The organism is Paenibacillus amylolyticus, from assembly GCF_050990605.1.
GTDB lineage: Bacteria > Bacillota > Bacilli > Paenibacillales > Paenibacillaceae > Paenibacillus > Paenibacillus amylolyticus_H.
On sequence record NZ_CP158832.1, the window covers coordinates 522,828 to 547,955 of the forward strand.

General features: G+C 47.9%; 27 protein-coding genes and 1 riboswitch. Of the genes, 21 read left to right on the forward strand and 6 right to left on the reverse strand.

Annotation, left to right across the window (positions count from 1 at the left end; all coding sequences use genetic code 11):
* Positions 1 to 93 precede the first annotated feature (93 nt).
* A complete protein-coding gene (locus ABTV53_RS02430; RefSeq protein WP_433750222.1) occupies positions 94 to 2,673 on the reverse strand; it encodes a UvrD-helicase domain-containing protein in 2,580 nt (859 codons plus the stop codon).
* A 398-nt stretch (positions 2,674 to 3,071) separates the two neighbouring features.
* Here ABTV53_RS02430 and ABTV53_RS02435 point away from each other — a divergent pair, with 398 nt between their 5' ends.
* Entirely contained in the window at positions 3,072 to 3,887 is an 816-nt protein-coding gene (locus ABTV53_RS02435; protein ID WP_433750224.1) for a zinc ribbon domain-containing protein, read from the forward strand.
* Between the two features lie 73 nt (positions 3,888 to 3,960).
* Positions 3,961 to 4,761, forward strand: coding sequence for a TrmB family transcriptional regulator (locus ABTV53_RS02440; protein ID WP_433754016.1), 801 nt, complete (start codon positions 3,961 to 3,963; stop codon positions 4,759 to 4,761).
* A 283-nt stretch (positions 4,762 to 5,044) separates the two neighbouring features.
* Here ABTV53_RS02440 and ABTV53_RS02445 read toward each other — a convergent pair whose 3' ends face one another.
* Complete coding sequence (locus ABTV53_RS02445) at positions 5,045 to 5,698, reverse strand: NUDIX hydrolase (RefSeq protein WP_433750227.1); 654 nt, start codon at positions 5,696 to 5,698, stop codon at positions 5,045 to 5,047.
* 79 nt (positions 5,699 to 5,777) lie between these two features.
* Here ABTV53_RS02445 and ABTV53_RS02450 point away from each other — a divergent pair, with 79 nt between their 5' ends.
* A complete protein-coding gene (locus ABTV53_RS02450) occupies positions 5,778 to 6,080 on the forward strand; it encodes a hypothetical protein (protein ID WP_433750230.1) in 303 nt (100 codons plus the stop codon).
* A gap of 242 nt (positions 6,081 to 6,322) precedes the next feature.
* Here the strand turns inward: ABTV53_RS02450 and mscL are convergent, their stop codons facing one another.
* A complete protein-coding gene (gene mscL, locus ABTV53_RS02455; RefSeq protein WP_433750233.1) occupies positions 6,323 to 6,817 on the reverse strand; it encodes a large conductance mechanosensitive channel protein MscL in 495 nt (164 codons plus the stop codon).
* A 271-nt stretch (positions 6,818 to 7,088) separates the two neighbouring features.
* A riboswitch (purine riboswitch) is annotated at positions 7,089 to 7,188 on the forward strand.
* Positions 7,189 to 7,488: 300 nt separating this feature from the next.
* On the opposite strand from mscL, the gene ABTV53_RS02460 reads away from it, so the two are divergent.
* The 3 genes from ABTV53_RS02460 (at position 7,489) to ABTV53_RS02470 (ending at position 9,764) form a co-directional block, all read left to right on the forward strand.
* Entirely contained in the window at positions 7,489 to 8,076 is a 588-nt protein-coding gene (locus ABTV53_RS02460) for a xanthine phosphoribosyltransferase (RefSeq protein WP_036613196.1), read from the forward strand.
* 1 nt (position 8,077) lies between these two features.
* Positions 8,078 to 9,439, forward strand: coding sequence for a nucleobase:cation symporter-2 family protein (locus tag ABTV53_RS02465; protein WP_433750236.1), 1,362 nt, complete (start codon positions 8,078 to 8,080; stop codon positions 9,437 to 9,439).
* A gap of 142 nt (positions 9,440 to 9,581) precedes the next feature.
* On the forward strand, positions 9,582 to 9,764 hold the full coding sequence (locus tag ABTV53_RS02470; protein ID WP_433750239.1) for a DUF418 domain-containing protein: 183 nt from the start codon (positions 9,582 to 9,584) through the stop codon (positions 9,762 to 9,764).
* A gap of 95 nt (positions 9,765 to 9,859) precedes the next feature.
* On the opposite strand, the gene ABTV53_RS02475 is transcribed toward ABTV53_RS02470, so the two are convergent.
* Both ABTV53_RS02475 and ABTV53_RS02480 read right to left on the reverse strand, forming a co-directional pair.
* Positions 9,860 to 10,198, reverse strand: a complete 339-nt coding sequence (locus ABTV53_RS02475; RefSeq protein ID WP_047840268.1) for a DUF4870 domain-containing protein — start codon at positions 10,196 to 10,198, stop codon at positions 9,860 to 9,862.
* A gap of 195 nt (positions 10,199 to 10,393) precedes the next feature.
* Positions 10,394 to 10,669 carry a transposase gene (locus tag ABTV53_RS02480; RefSeq protein ID WP_433750241.1) on the reverse strand — a complete coding sequence of 92 codons (276 nt, stop codon included), beginning with the start codon at positions 10,667 to 10,669 and terminating at the stop codon, positions 10,394 to 10,396.
* Between the two features lie 399 nt (positions 10,670 to 11,068).
* Here ABTV53_RS02480 and ABTV53_RS02485 point away from each other — a divergent pair, with 399 nt between their 5' ends.
* The 9 genes from ABTV53_RS02485 (at position 11,069) to ABTV53_RS02525 (ending at position 18,684) form a co-directional block, all read left to right on the forward strand.
* Positions 11,069 to 11,257, forward strand: a complete 189-nt coding sequence (locus ABTV53_RS02485; protein ID WP_017690840.1) for a hypothetical protein — start codon at positions 11,069 to 11,071, stop codon at positions 11,255 to 11,257.
* A 133-nt stretch (positions 11,258 to 11,390) separates the two neighbouring features.
* The gene (map, locus tag ABTV53_RS02490) at positions 11,391 to 12,152 is read left to right on the forward strand and encodes a type I methionyl aminopeptidase (RefSeq protein WP_433750244.1); all 762 of its coding nucleotides are present in this window, start codon (positions 11,391 to 11,393) and stop codon (positions 12,150 to 12,152) included.
* Positions 12,153 to 12,717: 565 nt separating this feature from the next.
* Complete coding sequence (gene coxB / locus ABTV53_RS02495; protein WP_047840266.1) at positions 12,718 to 13,770, forward strand: cytochrome c oxidase subunit II; 1,053 nt, start codon at positions 12,718 to 12,720, stop codon at positions 13,768 to 13,770.
* A gap of 71 nt (positions 13,771 to 13,841) precedes the next feature.
* Positions 13,842 to 15,692, forward strand: a complete 1,851-nt coding sequence (gene ctaD / locus ABTV53_RS02500; protein WP_422395265.1) for a cytochrome c oxidase subunit I — start codon at positions 13,842 to 13,844, stop codon at positions 15,690 to 15,692.
* A complete protein-coding gene (locus ABTV53_RS02505) occupies positions 15,689 to 16,315 on the forward strand; it encodes a cytochrome c oxidase subunit 3 (protein WP_047840264.1) in 627 nt (208 codons plus the stop codon). Before ctaD ends, ABTV53_RS02505 begins: the two co-directional genes overlap by 4 nt.
* Before the next feature lie 3 nt (positions 16,316 to 16,318).
* Positions 16,319 to 16,639 (forward strand): cytochrome C oxidase subunit IV family protein, encoded by a 321-nt coding sequence (locus tag ABTV53_RS02510; protein ID WP_421893030.1) that lies wholly within the window; start codon positions 16,319 to 16,321, stop codon positions 16,637 to 16,639.
* A gap of 108 nt (positions 16,640 to 16,747) precedes the next feature.
* The gene (ctaG, locus tag ABTV53_RS02515; protein ID WP_433750247.1) at positions 16,748 to 17,671 is read left to right on the forward strand and encodes a cytochrome c oxidase assembly factor CtaG; all 924 of its coding nucleotides are present in this window, start codon (positions 16,748 to 16,750) and stop codon (positions 17,669 to 17,671) included.
* A gap of 34 nt (positions 17,672 to 17,705) precedes the next feature.
* Entirely contained in the window at positions 17,706 to 18,170 is a 465-nt protein-coding gene (locus ABTV53_RS02520) for a DUF420 domain-containing protein (RefSeq protein WP_433750249.1), read from the forward strand.
* A gap of 142 nt (positions 18,171 to 18,312) precedes the next feature.
* Complete coding sequence (locus ABTV53_RS02525) at positions 18,313 to 18,684, forward strand: hypothetical protein (protein WP_433750252.1); 372 nt, start codon at positions 18,313 to 18,315, stop codon at positions 18,682 to 18,684.
* A 110-nt stretch (positions 18,685 to 18,794) separates the two neighbouring features.
* On the opposite strand, the gene ABTV53_RS02530 is transcribed toward ABTV53_RS02525, so the two are convergent.
* Positions 18,795 to 19,100 carry a hypothetical protein gene (locus ABTV53_RS02530; RefSeq protein WP_433750254.1) on the reverse strand — a complete coding sequence of 102 codons (306 nt, stop codon included), beginning with the start codon at positions 19,098 to 19,100 and terminating at the stop codon, positions 18,795 to 18,797.
* A gap of 190 nt (positions 19,101 to 19,290) precedes the next feature.
* Between ABTV53_RS02530 and ABTV53_RS02535 the strand changes: the two genes are divergently transcribed.
* The 6 genes from ABTV53_RS02535 (at position 19,291) to ABTV53_RS02560 (ending at position 24,990) form a co-directional block, all read left to right on the forward strand.
* Complete coding sequence (locus tag ABTV53_RS02535; RefSeq protein WP_433750257.1) at positions 19,291 to 20,004, forward strand: hypothetical protein; 714 nt, start codon at positions 19,291 to 19,293, stop codon at positions 20,002 to 20,004.
* An 89-nt stretch (positions 20,005 to 20,093) separates the two neighbouring features.
* Positions 20,094 to 20,483 carry a GntR family transcriptional regulator gene (locus tag ABTV53_RS02540; protein WP_036613231.1) on the forward strand — a complete coding sequence of 130 codons (390 nt, stop codon included), beginning with the start codon at positions 20,094 to 20,096 and terminating at the stop codon, positions 20,481 to 20,483.
* A 15-nt stretch (positions 20,484 to 20,498) separates the two neighbouring features.
* Positions 20,499 to 21,395 (forward strand): ATP-binding cassette domain-containing protein, encoded by an 897-nt coding sequence (locus tag ABTV53_RS02545; protein ID WP_433750260.1) that lies wholly within the window; start codon positions 20,499 to 20,501, stop codon positions 21,393 to 21,395.
* A gap of 19 nt (positions 21,396 to 21,414) precedes the next feature.
* Positions 21,415 to 22,317 carry an ABC transporter ATP-binding protein gene (locus ABTV53_RS02550; RefSeq protein WP_433754018.1) on the forward strand — a complete coding sequence of 301 codons (903 nt, stop codon included), beginning with the start codon at positions 21,415 to 21,417 and terminating at the stop codon, positions 22,315 to 22,317.
* Positions 22,310 to 23,605, forward strand: a complete 1,296-nt coding sequence (locus tag ABTV53_RS02555) for an ABC transporter permease (RefSeq protein ID WP_433750263.1) — start codon at positions 22,310 to 22,312, stop codon at positions 23,603 to 23,605. The genes ABTV53_RS02550 and ABTV53_RS02555 overlap by 8 nt, the downstream gene beginning before the upstream one ends.
* A gap of 164 nt (positions 23,606 to 23,769) precedes the next feature.
* Positions 23,770 to 24,990, forward strand: coding sequence for a TraB/GumN family protein (locus tag ABTV53_RS02560; RefSeq protein ID WP_433750266.1), 1,221 nt, complete (start codon positions 23,770 to 23,772; stop codon positions 24,988 to 24,990).
* Positions 24,991 to 25,128 lie beyond the last annotated feature (138 nt).

Consider the following 25,128-nt stretch of genomic DNA (forward strand, 5'->3'; position numbering starts at 1 on the left):
ATCCAACCCCCATTCTGAAATGGAAAAAAGACGCTTCTACTGTTAATAAACAGCAAAAAGCGCCCTGAAACGAGCTACTATGCTCGTGTTAGTTTATTTCCCAAATCTCCCCGTTACGGGAACCTGACGAGTGCCGGCCTCCATCGATCCTGAACACAGAGGACAGGCGGGAGGGCCCGATGATGCCTTCTTGGTTGCTTTTGAAGGCGCAGCCGGTTTCTGTCTTAACCACGCTTTACAGGTGGACGAACTGCATTTCCAGATCGCAACAGTCTCCGTTCGCTCCGCATTGCCTGAATCAGAAGTATGTGACTTTGAAATGGAGGAACTTGCAGCAGTCGGACTTATACCTGTGGTACTGAACGCCTTATGATTGCGAATTTCCCCACTACCACGCCGTTCTCCAAGGCGATCCTCATCCCGTTCATTGTGGACCTCGAAGTCACGACGGTCACTGTGGTTGATGGCACGGCGTTGTGCTACATCCCGACCTTCGGAACGGCCGCCCGATCCCGAACGGGCATATGATCCATTGCCTTTGCCATATGAAGTCGGGCTGCTGGTCCGGCTCTCCTCACGCGGTTTGCGTTTGTCCGGAACTTCCATGCCGAAGGCTTCAAGCAGGAAGCGGGACACATCCGCTGGCTTTCCATGATGGCTCGCGGGTGAGGTGACATACAAATACTGCTTGGCCCGTGTGATGGCAACGTAGGCCAGCCGACGTTCTTCCTCCAGCGCCATGTCCAGCTCCGCATCGGTCTGCTGCACAGCAAGCGCAGCCTTTTGATCTTCGGGGATATCCTGTCGCAGTGCTGTACTGTGAGGCACAATGCCCTCACTGGCTCCGATCCAGTACACACAAGGGAACTCCAGTCCTTTGGCCCGGTGAATGGTCATCAACTGTACTGCGTCACTGTCCTGTGCGCGGCGTAGAGATTCCATCTCCCGGTGTCTGCGGGATAACTCATCGGCGAACTGGATGAACTCTTCCACCGTTTCGAATTTTTTGACGGCAGCTTCGAATTCATCCAGGGTTTCCAGCATCGTTTCCTTATAATGGGTGAAGATGCTGGGATCACCACTTTCCATATACTTGTCGTAGAACTGCCTGCGCATCTCCTGAATGGCGATGATAGGCTTCAGTTTGTGCAGTGATTTGATCAGCTTGATGCGTTCTTTGACCTGCTCCTGCTGGAAAGGTTTCAGCTTGTCCCATTTCACCAGATGGATAAGCGGATATTTCTTGGCTTGTTGTTGTTCGCAGCGCTGTATCCATTCCAGGCCAGCATCCCGTGAAACGTAGAGCGGTCCCAGCGCACTGGGAAGAGCATCCATGGATCTTGGATCAAGGGACAGACGCAGATGATCCATCAGGGGTCTGATGAGAGACTGGTCGTAGAACACCGGGGAAGCACCATGCTGTACAAAAGGCACATCTTTCAACACAAGCTGCTCAAATACAGCCCGGCTGCTGCTGGCTGTCCGGTGAAGAATGGCAATATCCCGATAGGTGTGCTGCCCTTCTTCAACCTGCTGGCACAGCTGGTTCACGACCCATGCGGCTTCTTCCTCCGCATTGGAAGGGGTAGCGAAGCGCGGCGCATCTCCGCGGTTTCCGGCAGCACGCAGCCGTTTGTCACGTCTGCGTTTATTGCGGGCGACCAGTTCGCTTCCAAGTCCGAGAATGCGTGCATCACTGCGATAATTAATATCCAGTGTCACAATGCGTGCCCCGGGGTATACTTTATCGAATTCCAAAATCGATTCCTGGCGTGCGCCGTTAAAGGTATAGATCGTCTGGTCATCATCTCCTACAACCATCAGGTTGCGGTGGGCGGAAGCCAGTTTTTGCACAATCTCATATTGAAGATGATTTGTATCCTGGAACTCATCGACCATAATGTACTGAAAACGCTTCTGAAGCGGCCCCAGGACAGCAGGATCACGAAGCAGCGCGGCTGCCCGCAGCAAAATATCATCAAAATCCATTTTGCCCCGCTCCTGCTTCCAGGCTTCGTAACCAAGCAGAACACGCTTGGCATCGCGTTCTTCCTGCGATTTTTCAGGCAAATCGGTCGTTTCCGATCCTTGCATCTTCCATGCAGACAGCATGGCCAGCAGACTTTCCGGCTGGAAGGCTTCGCTCATGCCGTTTTGACGCAAAAGCATCTTCAGTACCGTATGCTGCGCTCGTGACTCGCCAAAGATCTCTTCCTGCACACCGTAATGACGCAGCAATGTCAGGGCAAAAGAGTGGAAGGTACGAGCCTGCACGGCTCTTGCAGCTGCCGGACGTATACCTGGCAATGCGGCGATCCGGTCTTTCATCTCGGTAGCAGCCTTGTTGGTGAACGTCACCAGCAGGATACTGCCTGCATGTACACCGCTGACCTCTATGAGGTAGCCGGCTCTTGCAGCGAGTACCGTTGTTTTGCCACAACCGGCTCCGGCGAGCGTCAGAATAGGTCCTCTGCCGTGACGAACTGCGGAGATTTGTGGTGCGTTTAACTTGATGCCTGCTTCTTCCAGAGAACGAAAATAAAAGGCATCCTGTTGCTCATTGCCCACGAGTTGCCGACTGGTCTCCAGCGGAGCAGACGGGGACTGGGGCAGGGACGCCGCCGGGGTAACCCCGAGCGGACGGGGGTAGAACGTTGAGTTCGGACTTAACATGTTTCATCCACCTCTGTATGCATTCAGGGATAGGACTATCCCGGCTAAAAGTAAACCATTTGCCCTTTTCACAATCACATTGTAAATTGGTATGATAGAGTTAGTCGCCTAATCAGGCGGTTAAGTATGGTCAAAGCTTCATTATACCCGAACGTATGGTCTTGACGAAAGCCCCCGATTTCATCCAGTATCGGTATAAAACGGGCAACAGCACGAGATTACGCAACTTTTTGGCATGATATCGTATAAGTTATATGTCAGAGCATTTTGCATGAAAGATGTAATATGCTAATTTACTACAAGTATGTGTTCAAAAAGTCGGGTTTTCAGTCTTTTTGAATAACCTCTAAAATTTGAAATGATAATATTGGTTTTGACGGGACAGAGGAGGAATGGTCATGAAACTGCTTCAGCGCATCAAAGACGGAGCGAACAAAGCAACAGAGCGTGCCCAGCACGCCGTTGAGATTGGGAAACTGAACAACCAGATTGTGGGCTTGCAACAGGAACAGGAAGTCCATTTTACAGATATGGGTCGCATCTTCTATGAGGGTTATCGGGCACAGGATATGACGCGTGCGGAAAAAGAAATGGTGGATCTGTCGCAACTGTGCGACGAATTGCAGGACGAGATTGATGGTCTGCGCAACAAGATTGCACAGCTCAAGAACGAACGGTTGTGCGAGTGTGGACACGTTGCTTCCCTGGATGCCAACTTCTGCCCTAAATGTGGACGCAAGTTGGGTGAATTCAAGACACCAGCACCTACAGTGGGTGCTGCTGGAGTTGCAGGAGCAACCACAGCTGCGAGACAGGAGGCAGCTGTAGCTCAGACTCAAACTCCGGAGCCGGACTTCTACGATGCACCGCCTGAATTGGAACTGGAGAAAGATGAGCCGTACCATACGGTCATTCCGTCCATAGCGGATCTGGAAACGGAATCGGAATTTAACAGTACGGAATTTACCCAGGAAGAAAAGGAAGCGTTCGATGCGGAGTGGGAACGTCGCAGAGATGAAGAGATGCAACGGGAACGTGAGCGTCAGCAGGAACTGGACGAACGCATCCGCTACTGGAAAGAAAACAATCCGATTGTGAACACGGTGGACGTACAGACCGAAGTGTCGCGCGAAATGGTGAATTGTCAGATTTGTGCAGCCGAGCTGCCCAAAGGGTCGAAGTGGTGCCCGCGCTGTGGTGCCGAACAGATCTGATCTGATGCAGTAGAAGCACTGCCGCATCAGTATGAGGTAGTGCGGGTTGCTGACAGCATGGGGGGACGGGAATATGGACCAACTGCTGCATCATTTGCGTCATCTCGGGTTTACCGAGATGGAATCTAAAATTATGGTGGAACTCGCCCGCCAGGGATCAGCTTCCGGATATGAGGTTGCGAAGCGGCTGGGCGTGTCCCGTTCCAATGTATATGCGACCCTGCAACGGCTGGAACAGCGTGGGTTCTTGCGGTGTAGTCCGGGGGAGCCTGCGAAGTATAGTGTGCTGAAGCCTGAGGAGATGACACGAATGATCTCCGATCAGATGTGTACCTCACTGAATTATGTCCAGAGCAGCATGCCCAGGAGTGAACCGGAGAAGCCTGTCTTCTATAACATCGAAGGAGACAAGAATGTGTTTGAGAATCTGAGCCGTGAATTGGCCGAGGCTCAGCATGAGATTGTCGTAGACGTTTGGCGTGAAGAGGCGGAGTTGCTGCGTCATGACTTACAGCAGGCTGAAGCTCGGGGGGTGCGGCTGTTATGGTCGTGTGATGGTGGCGAAGGCATGCTCGATCAGCCCGCCCCTTTGCCGGGACTACCTCTGTACGGCACCGTTAATGGTAGGAAATTCTCCCTGGTGGTTGATCGCCGCTGGTGCATGTTAGGCATGCGCGGAGAATCATGCGCCACACAGGCAGTGGTGACGGAGCATCCGGTAATGACTGGACTGCTGCTGAATCATTTTGCGCAAGAACTGGTGTTGTATGAATTGGAACAGGATATGGGTGAGGAACTGGAGTCTCGCTATGGGCACCGGTACGAAGAACTCTCTGCGCGTTATTGGACTTCTCCTTCAGGAGAGGGTGAATAAAGCCAGACAGATCGGCGACTATTCGACAAGTGATGGAGTGAACATGCAAGCACAAAGGTATCTTTCATCTTTCTTGATGAAACGAATACGTATGTACATAAAGCAGGCGCTGCCCCAGAGGCAGACGCCTGTTTGTGCTGGTTAGAGATATGACAGTGATGTTCGTCACAGCATCCGTTTCCAGTCAGGGCAATATTAAAGGTATGAAGTTATGCTATTTTTGAGAAAATGAAGCTATGAACATTCGATTGAACTGGATCGGGTTGAACAGGATTGTACATGATCAGTCTTTGGGCACGTGATACAGAGATTCCAGCACGTCGGTATAATAAGCTGTGCCGTGGGGCACAAATTCCGTTGCCCGAATCTCGCGAACGATACGTTCCGGTTCATAAGCTGCATGATCGCTAGATGGCTGAGTCTGAACTCCGATAGCTTGAATAACGTCGATCTCACTACGGAACAAAGCGAGTAGATCATCCAGGGGCACTTCATACAGGCTATCCACCTCGCTGGGCTGCAGAACGTAGGCTTCGAGCGGCTGGTTCAGACATAATCCATAGACCGCACTGAATTCCCGATCTATGAATGGAACACCACGAACCTCTCCTTGGAGCTGCTGTGTAGCCGTGAGTAGATAGGTTAGTGCCTCGAAAGATACATGGACACCCAATTCTTCCTCCAGCTCACGACTGGCGTCTTGCAGTTGTTCACCTGCGGTGAGATGACCTGCTGCTGTAATGTCGTAACATCCGGGGAAGGTATCCTTAATATCACGCCGCCGCTGAAAAAGGACCCGTCGCTGTTCGCCTTCGTCACGCACGATCCAGCAGTGGAATGAACGGTGCCAATATCCTTTGGCATGGACCTCACTGCGCAGGGCTGTACCGATCCAATGTTGCTGATCGTCATAAATGTCGAAACGTTCTGGGGTCATGAAACGTATCTCCTTATATAGCAGTTTTTAAAGTTCAAAATTTCACAAAGTATGTTTTAAACGAAAGGGGAACGATCGTATGGAATGCATTGTACACTTTCAGGTGATTTATCCGCAACCTCAGGAGCGTAAAAGTCTTAGAGGACTTATATTTGTAGGGCAAGGTCAGGAACCGGCTAACAGTCAGTTGAGCAGCATGTTTAAGGATATGGGATTCAATGTACGTTTGGAAGATGAGGCCCAATTGTTGTTCAAACCAGTGGATGCTTCGGCAAACTTTGATTATATTCGCGTAACAGAGCTTGATACCGGGGAAGAAGTTTACAAGGAAGATAAGGATCTGAAGTCGATTCTGGAGCATTTGCTGCCACGTCGTTTCTAGTTCATGAGCATGGCTGCGAATGACATTCATGGGGGAGCACATGTAACACCTGTATGTTAGGCATAGAAAAAGGCCCCACCTTTACGGTGGAACCTTCAAACCTTTAAGCTGCGCAACCCATTGTTAATGAAGCCCATATGGTTAGCTTTTCATACATATATCCTAGCAAGTATGAGGTTGTCCCCCGCATCAGGATTTATATCCGTAATTCAACTCGGTGCGTCTTTAAATGTTTATCGTGATTATGCCGGAGCGCTGGTTCCTTCTGCTTCGAGCTCTGAAGTACAGTGCGAGCAGCGTGTAGCCGCGGCCGGAATTTCAGATAGGCAATACTTGCAAGCCTTGGTCGTTTTTTGCGGCTCGGGCTTTTTGTGTTCTTTGCTTTTGAGATAGTTGATGCCCTTCACAAGCATGAAGATACAGAAGGCAACGATAAGAAAATCAATCATGACGTTGATGAACTGTCCATAAGCAATCACAGTAGCCCCAGCTTCGTTGGCTTGAGCGAGTGTGGTGATGTCCTGTCCGTTTGCTGTTTTGATGTCCCCATCCAGGTTGATGATTTTCTGACTGAAGTCGATTCCACCCATCAGTTTTCCAACCGGGGGCATAATGATATCATTTACAAGGGAAGTGACGATTTTACCAAAAGCAGCCCCGATAATGACACCGACCGCCAGATCGATGACGTTGCCGCGCACGGCAAATTCTTTAAATTCTTTAAGTACGCCTTTCATGTCTGCATATCTCCTTTGATCATTCAATTGAAAATGTAGGCCGCGGTTCCATCCATTCTCCGTTCAGATCCGCGCTTCCGTTCTCATATTGTACATAAAAAATAGAATCCAATCACCCCCTGTTTGCAAATTAAGACAAGTTTCCGCAACTTCCATGAAAATACTTCTTTATTTCACGCCGCCGATTCGGTATACTTCTAACATTGTCAGTTATGTATAACCTTTTACATTCAGGTTCGCGATCATACATTGTAACGAATCATGGAGCCAAAAAATTAAATATGCCGTTACTCGTATATGTGCAGGAATAGGCCTGCATGTCTCTACCCGATCACCGGAATGATCGGACTACGGGAAAGATGTTGCCATGTTTTGTATGGTTGGCATGAGATCATTCTCAGGCAGTTTGACTGAAGAGCAGGTTCATGTGGCTTTTATCTGTTTCCGATTCCACTGTTTGAAGTTTCTCACAACAGGATTGAACTTCTATTATTCTGTCCATCCAGCACACTTGCAGCATCCATACGGCTTGTCCATATACGTACAAGTCCGTCTTTCCCGTCTCCGGTTATTCCGCAGCGTGTGAAAAGGCGGACTTTTTGCTTTTTTACCATGCGATTGGAAGAGCATGTGAGCTTCTGTGCGGAGGGCATTCAGGGGGAAGAATTACAATGCAATTGTTAAAAGACAAGGTAAGACAGGAAGGCATCGTCCTGTCCGAGCAAGTACTCAAAGTGGATTCATTTCTGAACCACCAGATGGACCCGGTTCTGATGAAGGAAGTAGGTAAAGAATTCATTCGCCGCTTTGAAGGTGAGAATATCACACGTGTGCTAACGATTGAGTCGTCTGGGATTGCGCCAGGCATCATGACCGCGTTGGAGCTGAACGTGCCGCTGATCTTTGCACGGAAGCAGAAGTCGCTCACTCTGACAGAAGATATTCTGGTGGAGAAGGTCTACTCCTTCACGAAGCAGGAGACCAATGAAATTACCGTTGCCAAGAAGTTCATGAAGCCTGGTGATCGCGTGCTGATCATTGATGATTTTCTGGCGAATGGTGAAGCAGCATTTGGTCTGGCTCGCATTGTGGAGCAGGTTGGAGCAGAAGTGGTGGGTATCGGTATTGTTATTGAAAAGGCATTCCAGCCGGGAGGTCGCTTGCTGAAAGAAGCAGGATACCGTGTGGAATCGCTGGTTCGCATCGGGGCACTGTCGGATGGACAGGTTACATTTGCGGACGAGGAGGGCACGAACTAATATGGCACGCGAACGTATTTTTCAACGGCATCGGCATCCAATCAAAACGTTCTCCCTCGGACTACAGCATGTGCTTGCGATGTATGCAGGAGCCGTCGTTGTCCCATTGATCGTTAGTAATGCATTGGGTTTTACACAGGAACAACTAACCTATCTCATTGCCATTGACTTGCTCGCATGTGGTGTGGCTACACTGCTTCAGGTATGGGGAAATAAATATTTCGGCGTAGGGCTGCCTGTTATGCTCGGCTGTGCATTCCAAGCCGTGTCTCCGATGATCCTCATCGGGATGAACAGTGGAGTATCCGCCATTTACGGAGCGATTATTGCCTCGGGGTTGTTCGTATTGATCTTCTCCGGAATTTTTGGGAAGCTTATTCGGCTCTTTCCACCAGTGGTAACGGGTTCCGTTGTGACCATTATTGGTCTAACGTTGATTCCGGTTGCTTTCCACGATCTGGGCGGCGGTCAGGGGTCAGAAGATTTCGGCAGCGGAGTGAACTTGTTACTCGGTTTCGGCGTGCTGCTCTTTATCATTTTAATGACTCGATTCACTACAGGTTTTATCCGTTCCATCTCGGTACTGATTGGTTTGCTCGTTGGTACGGTGGCAGCAGGATTTATGGGTGAGGTTAATTTCGCCCCTATTCGCGATGCGAGTTGGTTCCATGTTGTTCAGCCGTTTTACTTCGGTAGACCGACATTTGAGATTGTACCTATTCTGACGATGATTCTGGTGGCGATTGTCAGCGTGGCCGAGTCCACAGGTGTATTTATGGCTCTGGGCAAAATCCTGGACAAGGACCTGTCCTCCAGGGATCTGGCCCGCGGTTATCGCGCAGAGGGTCTAGCCATTGTATTAGGTGGTATTTTCAACTCATTCCCGTATACAACGTATTCGCAAAATGTAGGACTGGTACAGATGACACGTGTGAAGACGCGTGATGTCATTGTGGTAGCTGGTGGAATCCTGGTGGTCATTGGATTTGTACCAAAGATTGCAGCCCTCGCACAGCTCGTTCCAGGGGCAGTACTTGGCGGAGCCATGGTGGCCTTGTTCGGCATGGTGGTATCATCAGGCATCCGGATTATCGGCAGTCAGGTCGATCTGAACAGACATGAGAATCTTTTTGTCATCGCTTGTTCTGTAGGTATGGGCCTGGGTGTTACTGTTGTGCCTGAATTGTTCGCAGGTGCACCGGCCTGGGCTCAGATTATGCTCGGTAATGGTATCATTGCAGGCAGTTTCACGGCGATCTTCATGAACCTGCTGTTTAACGGTCTGGGTACCAAGGATACAGCTGCCAAGATGGCTGAACAACAGGCAGACGCCATCCTTGGAGAGACGGGCAAGTCAGCTTAATTAGCCGAATTAGACCTATCATGCAGCAGGATTGTTATGTTAACTGTTATAAATAGACGATTCACAAGATAAACAATGAATCAGGTTAATGATGGTGATATACAGCATGAATGGTTTATGACATGCACCGTTTATGTTATGAATGTTCCATTCATTGCTTCTATTGTGGGGATCGGTATCATGTGGTGGGTTGCTCCTCTGGATGCGCTGGTTCCAGTATGGGCCGCTGGAATGGGTATGGAGATGTGGTACCTATCTAAGTTTCATTCCAATCCGTAAAAAGCATTCTGAGCCACGTGTTCATGACACAAGGGCTATAGGTTGACTCGTTTCCCTCGTTATAATCAAAGACGATCCACATCCGGTTGAACGGAAATGGACCGTCTTTTCTTTTTAAACACGTATACCTTATGCCTGAAGTTACAGATGACGTAACTGTTTCTCTGCAAAATCGCCAACCCACGGCAGCTTCAGCCATTTCCCCTGTAGACTGGTGACGACCATAATAAGCCAGACCACCACACCAAGCAGGGATAACAGCGATGCCACGAGGGGGCCAAACAACGGAAGGAAAGCCGACAATACATGCCCGACCATAATGATGCCAAAGACCGTTACTGATTGCAGCGCATGGAATAGCACAAACCGGCTCCGCTTTTCCACAGCGAGAAAGACAATTCCTCCTACGAAGGTAAACAGATAACAGAGCATACCGGCAATATTTTCATCCAGACCGCTAGATGATTTCATGGGGGACATCCGGTCCAGCCTCCTTTGTCCTTTTTATATAGGCTATGAGGGAGGTGGACAGAACTGAACCGGTGAATTTATTTGCCTATTAGGATCAAGTGAAAGAACAGTCAAAAACATGAAACAGGGACAGGATCAGCTGAGTTACAGCATGACCTGCCCCTGTCCGGATGAAGAATTCGGTACTTTTAACGAAAATATTCACTACCCACCCTGAAACTGTCTGCGTGGGCTGTCGATCTTGCCTTTTTTATCGGTGTCGTTTTCTTTGGGAACCAAACGTTCATCGGTTCGTCCTTCGTGGTGATTATCATATGCATATTCGGTCAGTTTCCATTCCGACTTGCCTAGAACGGGATCGGCCGGGAAATGTTGCCCCCGGTGCAGATGTTCCTCACGTCCAGCTTCATTGATGTAAACTCCGTCTACTTCCACCTTTTCATGCGAAAGGGGCAGCATATCTTGTTCTTTGCGGTCCATGAGACGACGCCTCCTTTGGATACCAGTAATTTAACTGTATGGGTTGTCCGTGATAATATCCCCCGAATAGTTCAGTGTTATGCTGGATATATTAATTCCGTATAGAATGGCGACATTCATAACATATGATTCGGAATTAAACTTTTTGGGCATGAAAACCGTTATATTTATTAGAGGAAATCGTCAAGTCGTAAGATACTTCCGAATATGCTACAATAAGATTATGATTCATTCCGAATCATATCGGGTATTTATAGTGTCAGGTACTTGCTTTCTAGCGAGGTTCCCGACCTAAAGCTTGCTTTAAGCCGCGCACACAACTTCATGGATGGCATTTAAGACTTATTCGGCATTCTCTAAACGGAGCATTCACTTTCAACGTTTTGGGAGGGAATTACAATGGCAACGAAAGGTCACAATGAGGTCAAAGAAAGTTTGAGGGAAATGACTCGGATTTTCCGTCCTAAAGATCCAAAAAAATTCGTGAAGGAGTACGTGAGAAAATACCGGATTACGGGTGGATACGAGGAAGAATTGACTTCTGTGGTTGAGCATGAGCTTGTCAAGATGGATTCTTCCGTGTCCTGAAACAACACACAACTCTGATTATACTGTTCCGATAATGAATAGAACCGTCTTTCGGGCGATAAGCTCCGGCAGGCGGTTTTTTTTGCGTTCCTGCTGCATATATATGGGAGTACACCTACAGCGGGAAGGATGAATGCATGTGGACCCTATTTTGAAAACCAAAGAAGAGATTGGCTACATGCGGGAAGCTGGACGAATATTGCGAAGATGTCACCAGCATATTGAACAGTGGATGATCCCCGGGATCACGACAGCAGAGATTAATGAGCGGGTGGAAGAGTTTTTGGCAGCACGAGGAGCCACACCGGAGCAAAAAGGGTATAAAGGATATCCGTACGCGACGTGTGCCTCTGTCAATGAAGTGGTCTGCCACGGATTTCCGGGGGAAGAGGAGCTGGCGAGCGGGGATGTAGTTACCATCGATATGGTGGTGAACAAAGACGGCTGGCTTGCTGATTCGGCCTGGACATATGGCATTGGTGAACCGAGCAGATCCATTCGCAAGCTGATGAGGCGCACAGAGAGGGCACTTGAGCGGGCGATTGCCCAGGCAGTTCCAGGGAATACACTCGGTGATATTGGGAGCGCCATTGAACGAACAGCCAGATTGTATCGGTACGGAATTGTGAAGCCTCTCATTGGTCATGGGATTGGTCAATATATTCATGAGCCTCCAAATGTGTTGCCTTATGGCAAACGCAGAACGGGCATGATGCTCACCGAGGGAATGGTCATTACGATTGAACCAATCTTTACAAAAGGCAGTTCCGGGGCCGTTGTGTGGGATGAAGATGGATGGACGGTAAGGACGGTAGATGGCAGCTGGGGGGTCCAGTATGAGCATACGGTTGCGATTACTGGGAATGGCCCCTTGATTCTGACCGATGGCACGTGAGATGAAGTCAGTGAAGAAGAGGATTTGAGTTGAACTTTCTCCGAAATGCTCCATGCTGTTTTGAGCTTGAATGTAGCGGTATGGAGCGATAGGTATGTTTTCTGAATCGATATGGAAGGGGGTTTCCATAAAAGTGGATCTTTCTTTTGCATAATAGCGCATGTTTTCAATGTGAGAAAAATCACCAATAAATCGAGTTTTATCACCGAAATTTGGCAAAAATTTTCAAATGTAGAGTGTAATATTTTTAACTGAAATCGTTTGCAAATCAAGTTGTAGAGCGGTTTTTTACATAAAGTGAACAATTTGTGAACATGTGTCCAAAGATTGACAAAATCATACCCTCAACTTATATTTAATAAGTGATTGAAGCATATAGAATGAATTGGAAGAATGCGCAGACATGCCCTGTGCAGGAAATCACGGGAGTACTGGAAGCGTTATTTTTGTAAGCGTTCTGTATGATGAAGAGGATTATGCGTATCGTGCTGAAACGTACCTTTTGTTGCCTTTCTACCGAACGACAACGGTAATCTACGAAAACGTAAAAAAGTGGGGTAGATCAATGATGAAACAGTGGCAGGTTGCAAAGCGAATTCTCCCCTTGCTGGCGGTGTTCTCTTTGCTGCTATCCGCATGCGGGCGGGAAGACTTGTCGGTAATGAAACCTCAGGGTCCTGTAGCGCAAGGCCAATATGATCTGATGAAGTTATCCATCGCGATTATGATCGTGGTGCTCATCATTGTATTTGCCATAGCGGCCTATGTTCTGATCCGGTTTCGTAGACGAGCCGGGCAGACTGAGATGCCCGAACAGGTTGAAGGTAATTTCAAGCTGGAAGTAATATGGACAGCCATTCCGTTATTGCTGGTTATTGTTCTGGCAGTACCGACGGTCCAAACGATTTTTGCCCAAGGCGAAGATCTGTCCAATGACAAAAACGCACTTAAGGTCCAAGTCACCTCGCATCAGTACTGGTGGGAATTCACTTATCCTCAATATGACGTAACCACCGCTCAAGATCTCATCATCCCGACCGGAACAAAAATTGCATTCGAATTAAAAACCGCTGACGTGCTTCACTCCTTCTGGGTGCCGTCACTTGCGGGCAAAATGGACACAAACCCGGATGGAACACTTAACAAGTTCAGTTTCTCTGCACCGAATGAAGGCGTTTACCGCGGTAAATGTGCCGAATTATGTGGCCGATCGCATGCTTTCATGGAGTTTAAGGTAAAAGCAGTGAGTCAGGAATCGTTTGACAGATGGGTGAACCAGATGAAAGCACCCGCAGTCCTTCCTGAAGACACTCAATTGGCCGAAAAGTTCAAAACAAACTGCCTTTCTTGCCACGCTGTTGGTGACCAAGGTGGACCGGTTGCACCTAACCTGACAGGAATCGGCGGCAAGGAATCTGTCGCAGGCATTTTGCTGAACTCTCGTGAGGGGCAGGAAGAAGGTAGTCCGGTACTGGATAACATGAAAGAATGGCTCCATGATCCACAATCCGTGAAGCCGGGCAATACCATGCCGAACCCCAAAGATCTTGGGTTGACGGATGAAGAAATCGACGGAATTGCCGAATATCTGGCCAACTACAAATTGGACTATGAATAGAACAGCAAGGACGAAGAAGGGGGTACACTACCTTGGCTCATGCGCATAGCGTCAAGAGGTACAGGGGCTTGATGGATTGGATTACCACCGTCGATCACAAAAAAATCGCCATTCTCTATTTGGTTGCGGGTGGATTTTTCTTTGGAATCGGCGGCATTGAAGCCATTTTGATTCGGATTCAACTGATGAAGCCTATGAATGATTTTGTATCGGCACAGGTCTTCAACGAATTGATTACAATGCATGGAACAACGATGATTTTCCTTGGTGTCATGCCACTTATTTTTGCCATTATGAATGCTGTCGTGCCTTTGCAGATCGGGGCACGGGACGTTGCTTTCCCGTTTCTTAACGCACTTGGTTTCTGGACATTCCTGTTTGGTGGATTGTTGCTGAACCTGAGCTGGGTTATGGGCGGAGCACCGGATGCGGGATGGACCTCATATACGCCGCTCTCGGGCAGTGAGTACAGTGGAACGCATGGTGTGGATTTCTACACCATCGGCCTTCAGATCGCGGGTCTGGGAACGCTCATCGGGGGCATTAACTTTCTCGCAACGATTATTACAATGCGTGCTCCAGGCATGTCCTACATGCGGATGCCGATGTTTACATGGACGACATTTATTACATCTGCCATTATCCTTTTTGCTTTTCCTGCCATCACGGTAGGACTTGTACTTTTGACGTTTGACCGTATACTGGGAGCGAATTTCTTCGATGTAGCAGGTGGCGGTAACCCGGTACTCTGGCAGCACATCTTCTGGATCTTCGGACACCCGGAGGTATACATTCTGATTTTGCCGGCATTTGGTATTATCTCGGAGGTTATTCCGACCTTCTCGCGTAAACGGTTGTTCGGATACAGCTCCATGGTATTTGCCACCATCCTGATTGCCTTCCTGGGCTTCATGGTATGGGCGCATCACATGTTTACAACAGGTTTGGGTAATGTAGCCAACGCGCTTTTCTCCATCTCCACGATGTTGATTGCCGTACCTACCGGGATCAAAATTTTTAACTGGCTCTTTACGATGTGGGGTGGACAGATCCGCTTTACAGCGGCAAACCTGTTCGCAGTTGGATTCGTTCCAACCTTCGTTATGGGTGGTGTTACAGGCGTTATGCTGGCATCTGCTCCGGCAGACTTCCAGTTCCATGATACGTACTTTGTTGTAGCCCATTTCCACTACGTTATTGTAGGGGGACTCGTACTTGGATTGTTCTCAGGATTACATTACTGGTGGCCGAAGATGTTCGGACGTATTCTCAGCGAAACACTGGGTAAATGGACATTCTGGACATTTATGATTGGTTTCCAATTAACGTTCTTTGTACAGCATTTCCTCGGTCTGATGGGGATGCAGCGCCGGATCGTTACATACTTGCCGAATCAGGACTTTGACCTGCTCAATCTGGTCAGCTCCGTCGGTGCATTTCTGATGGGTGTTGGGGTTATCATGTTCCTCGTGAACATTGTGATCACAACGAGAAAACCAGCTGGCGCACCGAATGATCCGTGGGAAGACGGCCGTACACTGGAATGGTCTATTCCATCGCCGCCGCCGGAATATAACTTCAAGCAGACGCCGCTGGTACGCGGAATTGATGCATATTGGAAGGAAAAGATGGCAGGACATACGGAGATGACACCGGCAGAACCTGTAGGTTCGATTCATATGCCTTCAGCAACGCCGTTGCCGTTTGTAATGTCAGTAGGTATCTTTATCGCCGGACTTGGCTTGATGTTCAGCAAGGATGAATTCGGAAATGCGTTTATGAATGTCATTTTTAACAATTATATTGTAGTTATAATTGGTCTCGTAATCACATTCGGCGCAATGGCACTTCGTTCACTTTATGATGATCATGGCTGGCATATTGAACCGGAGGATCAGGATGAGAAGGGGGCTAGAACATGACAACCTCACATGCCGAACCGGTGAACGACAAATTGCCGCATGAACCGGAGAAAGCAACGCTGGAAGGCCGTAACAAGCTTATCGCCTTCTGGTTGTTCCTTGGCGGCGAGACGGTACTGTTCGGTACACTCTTTGCTACCTTCCTGGCTCTTCGTGGCCAAACCAATGATGGACCTACGGCAAATGAATTGTTCCACTTGCCACTCGTGGCGGCTGCAACGTTCATTCTCTTGGTCAGTAGCTTGACGAGTGTATTTGCCATTCAGGCCATGCATAAGGGCAAGCGGGATGCACTGGCATTGTGGCTTGGCATCACGGTAGTACTGGGTATGGGATTTCTCGCACTGGAAATTTACGAGTTCTACGAGTATGTGAAACATAAAGAGTTTGGCATGACCACGAGTGCATTCAGTTCAGCATTCTATACACTGGTCGGGTTCCACGGAGCCCACGTTGCTTTTGGTATTGTGTGGATCGGAATCATTATCGGTCAGCTGTTCAAAAAAGGATTGACGGTCGTAACCGCACCTAAAGTATACGTCTCCGCAATGTACTGGCACTTTATTGACGTGGTCTGGGTGTTCATCTTTACGGTCGTGTACCTTCTCGGAAAGGTGGGCTAACACATGTCGGCACAGGATAAGACAGATCAACAGCCTGTGAAACACCGTCACCGGACGGAAGGGCCACAGAAACACGTCGTGGTGTTTATCTTCTCCATTATTCTCACGCTGATTGCGTTTGCGGCTGCTTCTGCGGGAGGGGTCAACACAACCTTTACGATTGTTATTTTGCTCGTCATGGCTATTCTTCAGGTATTCGTTCAATTGGGTTATTGGATGCACATGAAGGACAAAGGGCATTTGATGCCGATTCTGTTCATGGCCTTTGGCTTCTTCGTAGCCTTTACGTGCATCATTATGGCACTCTATTGGGTCTGGTGGTAAAAGAGATGGCGGCGGCGCATTGCCGCCGTCTTTTCCCCTTTTTAGCGAAAGAATCTTCACAAAGGAATGAAGGCAACAACCAAATCAGGTCACGGGGAGGTTTCCCGTATGCTCGGGTTGCAATATTTTAGCTTCAACGACTTATGGAGTCCGCTTATATTGGCATTATTTCTGATTATTGCTGCGGCTTATCTGGTGCTTGTGGGACCGTTAAGCGAGCAGATAAAGGATGCAGTACCTGCGACTGCTGCACAGAAAATCATGTTTATTACAGGGCTGTTTGTCCTGTATCTGGCTCAAGCTGGACCCTTTAATCTGCTTGGTCACGTGATGTTTAGCTTCCACATGGTGAGCATGGCGTTCTCCTATCTGGTAGCTCCGCCGCTGATGATGAAAGGTTTGCCGATCTGGGTATGGCGCAGAATCGTACGCTGGTTGCCAACACGCCAGCTATCGTTCCTGGCTCATCCAATCGTTGCGGCTGTGATCTTCAACGGGCTTTTCTCGCTGTATCACCTACCGATTGTACATGATTATGTCATGCTGAATTTTACCGTTCACCGGTTGTATTATATTGCACTGTTCATCACCTCGATGCTCATGTGGTGGACATTGCTGAATCCGTTGCCAGAGGGTAGACAAGCGTCGGGGTTATCCAAGATCGGTTTTATTTTTCTGAATATGGTGCTGCTTACGCCTGCGTGTGGATTGATTATCTTTGCGTCCGAGCCATTGTATCAGACGTACAGCAACCCGGCAGTATGGGCTGAAGCCATGCGCTATTGTGTATCTGGAGATTCTACAGCGTTACTTCGCTCATTCGGTGGGCCTGCGTTCTTCAACTTCCTGTCTTCTGCGAAAGAAGATCAGCAGGTCGGTGGCATTGTAATGAAGTTTATTCAGGAAGGAATCTTTGCCTCCATGCTGGCTTATGTCTTTTTCCAATGGTATCGGAAAGAGAAGCAGGAAGATGATGATGATTCGTATCCTGCTGGGGGCGCAGGGGGACCGCTCAATCCGGCTGCCAAATAATGAAGTAATGTTCTGACAAGAGGGGGAACACACGATGGATATGTATTTTTGGCTACCAACGATCAGTACTTCTTTCATTGTGATTAGTGCAGTACTGGTGGGCATTGGATGGGTACTGATTATTCGGGGTAAACGTGAGGCTCATCAGTCCGCTATGGTAGCAGGTGCGATTGCAGCTCTAATCTTCTTTGTAATCTATATGTCGCGAACGGTGTTCGTGGGTAATACGGCTTGGGGCGGAGACCCGGAACTGGAGATCTTTTATCGGATATTTCTGATCTTTCATATTATCCTGGCTACCGTGGCAGCGATATTCGGCATCTCCACACTGGTGCTGGGGTTCAAAAAGAAGTTCGGAACACATCGCCGCTGGGGCAAGTTCACGTCCATGATCTGGTTCGGTTCAGCGCTAACAGGTGTTGTTGTGTATGTTCTTCTATATATTTTATATCCTGGTGGTCATACACGTCCGGTATGGGAAGTTATCCTCGGCGTATAAAAATAGAGGCACAACCTCAGGTTAATCGTGTATGTGTCAATATCATATTCTGAAAATATGAAAATGGACGAATCTAGCAGATGATTGGTCCACTCTTCCTCTCTTATTCATTCATAGAATGAGTTGGAGAGGGGGAAATAAAATGAAAAAAATAGTCAACGTCAGTCAAACGTATCCACGTCTTACCGTGTATTCAGAAGAGAACTACAGGGGGAGAAGCCGCATTTATCGTGGCAACACAGGTCTTCGTAACCTGGACAATATTTTGGACGGGGTGGAGAGCCTGCGCTTTTTCTCAACAAGTTCCAATGCAACACTCGTGGTGTTTACGCGACCTAACTTTCAGGGTGGATTCCGTGTGTTCCGCGGCAACACTAACTTGAGAGATTTGGATGATCTGATCCGTGGCAATGATGTGGAATCTCTGATCTCCACGAATGAGCGGCTGACTTTGGCCGAGATTCGTGCGATCCGCGCCAACCGCAGTCTGCCTAGTGGTTATAACCTCATTTAATCGTAAGGCCTCTTCTTCTAACAGGTGCTAGAGAACGGTAAAGGGCTGTACCCGAATTGTGTTTACACAATAACGGGTACAGCCCTTCTTTTGTGATTGGGGAATGATGTTTAATCCCCGCCACCACTATCTCCTCCAGAGTCGCTGCTACTGCTGTCACTGGTGTGATGGTGAGAGCTTGAAGAAGATTCGGTTTCCGGGTGTCTGTGATCAAAGCTATGTCTGGGATGTCGCTCATGAGAGTCATCCCCTATAATGACCGGGGACCCTGAGGTAGAGTCGGTATAACTGTTACTACGCCGGAAGGGGTGTCTGCTTTGGTCGCGATGGTGACGCTGACGGTCACTTCGGATGAGCAACCAGATCACACCAATGATGATAAGGAAGACTATTCCGGGCTCTATCAGCCAAGTCATATCAATAACCTCCCTTTCGCTGAGTTCAGTGCTGTGTTTTATTTTAACGTAAATTTGACCTGTATCCCATCCTGTCTTCCTGATTCAGGAAAATTAGGGGTTGACGGGATGAGCATTCGGTCTATATACTGTGTATATTGATATATACAGTAAACACAGTAAGCAAGATGAGTGAAAGGCAGGCATGCATATGAACGAATGGAAGCAGGCGTGGTGGTTGACCCGCAGCCAGACGAGTAAGGATAAGCTCCAATGGTTATGGTCTGCAATATTCATGATATACACTGGCAGCATGAGCGGTGTGATGTTAGTAGGACAACAACAGACAGATTTCATTAATCCAGTAGTGGATTCCTTCTTTTTGATTATGTTGCCATTTCAAGGGTTTATGTTTTGCAGGCGCTCCTTCCGTTACATACACGAGGATTCTTATACGCAGATGCTGGCCTACTATCGTAGAATTCCCATCCCTGAACAAGTGGTGATGTGGTCCAGGCTACAGCAGTCTCTGATGGCGTTTACGTACAATGGTATCTTTTTCTACGGATCGTTATATGTAGTTAACCTTCATACCGAAGGATTCCGATGGGATCAGTATCTGGCCTTTAGCCTTACCTGTACAGGTTATGGACTTTTGGTAACAGGATTGTATATTTACGGAGAGTTTCTGAACAGTGGCAAAAAATACTTGCTTCTCAGTACGCTTTTTATACCCATCGCGATTGGCATATCCTTACTGATTCGAATGTCAGGCAGTTATGGTTTACGGATGGTAATGGATGGAAGTAAATCATGGGGGCTGCTTTCCCCGATCATGTGGATTTCTCTGGTGGCTGGCGTAGCGGGATTATGGCTGTTTAGTCGCTTGACACTGAAGAAGCTGATTCATCGGGATTTAAATTAAAATGAGAATTGAGCTTATGTACGAATACAGGAGGAAACCGGCACGGTCAGGTAACAGACTGGAGTGTACCGGAGGGCGAGGTGCAAGATGTGAAAATACCCATTCAAATTAATGAAAATAGCGCTGAACCTTTATATCACCAAATTGAAAATCAGTTAAGATCGTTAATAATTACGGGTCAGTTGGGGGAGGGAACACATTTGCCGTCCATTCGTGAGTTCGCCGGAGCACTGAATTGCAGTGTTATTACGGTTAGACGGGTCTATCAGGATCTGGAGAATGAAGGCTTGCTTCGTACGAAGCAGGGGACAGGTACATTTGTGGCCCAGGTGGAAGCCGGCGACAGAGAAAATTATAGATTAAAGGCCGCACAGGAAGCGATGCAGGCAGCGGTGCAGTCCGGAAAATCGGTAGGCTGTACGGAAGAAGAGATGGAAAGCCTGTTCCGGGAAGTCCTGAAGGCTATTTACGTGAAGTAAGGGAGTGATTCATACGTGGAACCCATAGCAGCTCAGTTGAACGGCGTATCCAAAATGCGAAAACGCAGAGTTATTGGCCCGATTGATCTCACCATCCCGGAAGGGTATGTAGTGGCTATTCTCGGTCACAACGGTTCAGGCAAAAGCACACTACTTAACATGCTGCAACAAGTGGTGCTGCCAGACGCTGGGCAGATTATATGGTTTGGTCAGGAGCATGATGGGCCTCTTCCCATCGAACTGAGACAACAGATTGGTTTTGTGGCAGATAACGCTGGTTCGGAAGAAAACCGGATAACAGCACAGGAAGCAGCCCATTTCCGGGCGTACTGGTACCCCCGTTGGGATATGAAGTTGTTCGACCAACTGATTCATGATATGGAAGTACCTGTTGATGTAAAGCTGAACAAGATGTCCAAGGGAGAGCGGCGAAAATTTGAGATTGCAGCTGCAATTGCATCCCGCCCAAGACTATTACTTTTGGATGAGCCTTCATCAGGATTGGACCCCTTTGCCTGGAAAGTGATGGTTGAGCAGTTCCGTACCTTCATGGCGGGGGGTGACACCACGATTCTGATTGCCACACATATTGCGGACGAAGTCAAAAGGCTTGCGGATTACATCGTGTTGATGCACCGTGGTCAGTCGCTGGGGATGGCCGAGAAAGATATGGTGCTCGATCAGTGGAAAGAAGTTTGGTATGAAGGCGATTTAAGGCCTGAGAGTATCCCCGGTCTTGTGGAATCTGCTTTGGAAGAGGGTGGGCTGGTTCGTGTCATTACAACCCGGGTCAGCGAAGCGCAGGAGAGGCTAGAGCTTTCGAATAACCGAGTATTGAAAATCCGCAACCTGGAATTAGATGAAGTGCTGGCGTTCTGGATTGAAGGGTACGCACCCGTACAGTGGAAATAACCGAAGGGAGACGATAATGATGAACCGATTGGAATTGAAGCAAGTCGTCAAGCAATATGCAGACAAAACAGCCGTTAATGGAGTCACGCTCAATGTAAAAGAGGGGGAGATTTACGGATTGCTCGGAGCCAATGGTGCAGGTAAAACAACAACAATGCGCATGGTGCTCGGACTGATTCACCCTGACGGAGGCAATATCCTGTACAACGGCAAGCCCTACAATACGGAGCTGCAACAGATTATGGGTTATCTTCCGGAAGAACGCGGATTGTACCCGAAGGTGAAAGTCAGCGAACAGATTAATTACCTGGCACGACTTCGTGGCATGAATGGTAAGGACGCAGATCAGAGCCTTAAGTACTGGCTGAATCGGTTTGAGGTACCTGAGTATTACGATAAGAAGATCGAGGAGTTATCCAAAGGTAATCAGCAGAAAATGGGCTTTATCGCAGCGGTAGTGCATAGACCTCAGATTCTTATTCTGGATGAAGCGTTCAGTGGACTGGATCCTGTGAACGTGGAATTACTCAAGTCCACCGTCAAGGAATTACGTGACGAAGGCACGGCCATTCTGTTCTCAACACACCGTATGGAGCACGTTGAAGAGTTGTGTCGTCAAATCACTATTCTGCATCGTTCCAACACGGTGGTACAAGGAGAGATCAAGGAGATCAAGAGCCGGTATCCGCGTGAACAGGTATTCCTGGGTACGATTGGTAACGTGGAAGGACTCGAGCAGTTGTCTGGTGTGACGAAAGTCGAGCGGAATGAGCGTGGTTACCTGATACATATTAGTCAGGTGGAAGCGGCACAAGAGATTCTGAGAACAGCCATGACTCAGACGACAGTGGAACACTTTGAACTGAAGGAACCAACGCTTAACCAAATCTTTATTCGTGAGGTAGGTGAGTCGAATGAATAAAATGGGAACGATTACGGGTTTTACATTCAAAAACAAAGTTAAAACGAAATCATTCATGGTGACGACCATTGTACTAGCACTTTTAATTTCAATCGGACTCAATGTCCCGTATTTCATTACCTTATTTAATGGGGGCTCCATTGGTGGAGCTTCAAGCAGCAATCCTGTAAATATTGGTCTTTTGAGTACAGGGCAGCCTGAAGTTTCCGAGAAACTGGAGAGCTTCTCTGCGGCTCAAGGAGATCAGGCCTATCGATTCATTGCCAGTGGAGACAAAGATGAGGCGGCTCTTGCAGCGGATGCGGAAGCAGGGCTTATCGATGGCTATCTGAAGTTTGAAGCCGTTGCTGGACAAGAGTTCCCTCAGCCTATTCTCTATTCAGCAGGAGATGTATCCCCTCAGATCATTGCATCCATTGAAGCGGCATTGCAGAGTGTGAAGCTGGATGTGGTTGTGAAGGATGTACTCACAGCGGAGCAGAAGGAATTGATTACAACACCTGTGAAGCTCACCGAGCAAAGTTTGAGTACAGATGAGAGCGGAGCAGGTACTGAGTCTGAAGGTGCAATGAGCCCGATTAACTATATTGTGGTGTACTTGCTGATCATCCTGCTGTTCACCTCTACGATGATGACAGGCAACATGATTGCCTCTGAGATCACAGCGGAGAAGAGCTCGCGTATTATGGAGATTCTGATTACGAGTGTATCACCGCTCAGTCAGATGTTTGGTAAAATCATCGGTATTTTCATGGTGGGCATGCTGCAAATCGGGATCTTCGGAGCAGTGGTTGCCGGAAATATCTTGCTGCCGCATAACCGTGCAGTGTTAGGTGATTTCAATATGAGTCTGAGTGATGTGAATATTGCGGTTATTGTGTACGGACTCATATTCTACATTCTGGGTTACTTCCTGTATGCCGTCTTGTTCGCTGCCATTGGCTCAATGGTAAGTCGTACGGAAGAACTGGGTCAGGCTGTCCTGCCGATTACGATGTTGTCGCTTGTGTCCTTCTATATTGCGATCTTCAGTATTTCTACGCCGAACATTTTGTTGTTGAAAATCGCAAGCTTCATTCCATTCACGTCGCCGACCGCGATTCTGGTACGAATCGGCGCAGGAGTTGCGCCAACTTGGGAGATTCTAACGTCCTTAGCGATTCTCATCGTATCCATTATCATCTTCGGATGGCTTGCAGCCAAAATCTATCGCACAGGTGTGTTGATGTACGGTAAACGTCCAACCTTTAAGGAATTGTTTAAAGCCATGAAGGCATATAAGATCTAGGATGAGTGTTTGAAGAAGGGATAGATATAGACTAGGTAGGATAATAAAGTGCTGCTCCGTTCTCGGAGTGGCACCAATTCCTATCTTTAACCGTAGTATCTAAGGATGTCCATTCTATTAAAAATTAGAGTGGCAACTATATTCAATAAAGGAGATTACATAATATGAAGAATTGGAAACGCATGCTCTTATCTCTTACAATCTCGGTAGGTTTGCTCGCATCTGCAGTACCGGCTATGGCTTCTCCACAAGAAACATCTGTCAAGGTTAATGACCAAGCTGTGAAATATGCTACAGGAGCGCCAATCCTGGATAAAGGCACAACATTGGTTCCGCTTCGGACTACGCTGGATGCTATGGATGCGAAACTAACAACTGCGACAGATGATACGATCACGGCTGTAGTAGATGGCAAAACGATTACACTCAAAAGCAAGCTTACACGGATTAACGGTGTAACGTATGCACCAATCCGCATCGTTGGTGATGCTGCAGGTTATGAAGTTCGCTGGGAGGCTGCAACGCGCACCGTGCTGTTGGTATCCAAAGGGGGAGCAACTGAAACTGCGCAAACCGGTGGACGTGGATTCATGTGGGAAGTTGAAAGCAATGGCAACACGGTCTATCTGGTAGGGTCCATGCATATTGCAGATGAGAGCTTCTATCCCTTGCGTCCGGAGTTTGAAGAAGCCTTTGCGGAAGCCGACTATCTGGGGGTAGAGATTGATATTAGCAAAGCCGCTGATGAAGAGCAGCAAAAGCTGGTTCTGAGTCTGGGTTCGTATCAGGATGGTACAACACTGAAAGATCACATCTCCAGTGAAACGTATACTAAGCTGGGTGATGTATTGAAGAAAAATGGTCTGGAGTCTAACGCTTTGGATGCATTTAAGCCTTGGGTAGTAGAGAGTACACTTGCAAGTTTGAAGTCCACAACCGCAGGATACGAAGCGTCAGCAGGAGTGGATCTGTATTTCATCCAGAAAGCGATCGAGCGCAAACTTCCAGTTATTGAGTTGGAGAGTTATCAATCTCAACTTGGCATGTTTAACGACTTTTCCAAAGAAACACAAGAGGAAACACTGAAAGCGACAATTGAAAACTTCGATGTGTTGGATAACAGTGTGAAAGAAATGGCTGAGATGTGGAAAACGGGTAATGACGAGCAACTGCTTGAACTGACAAACAGCTTCTCCACTAACGAGGAATATAACAAAGCAATGCTGGTTGATCGTAACATTGGTATGGCGGACAAAATCGATGGTTACTTGAAAAACGGCAAAGGCGAGGAATATTTCATTGTTGTTGGCGCAGCACACTACTTGGGCGATCACGGCATCGTGAAACTGCTTGAGGATAAAGGATATAAAGTAGAGCGCAAGTAAATATAGATATACTATAGAAGGTAACCTTCTCATCTCGTATATGAGAGTTGAGAGGGTTATCTTCTTATATATAGAAGAAAGACCGATTAAATCGAGAGGATCAGTTACATGATAATACAAATGCACCTGTGATTTCAT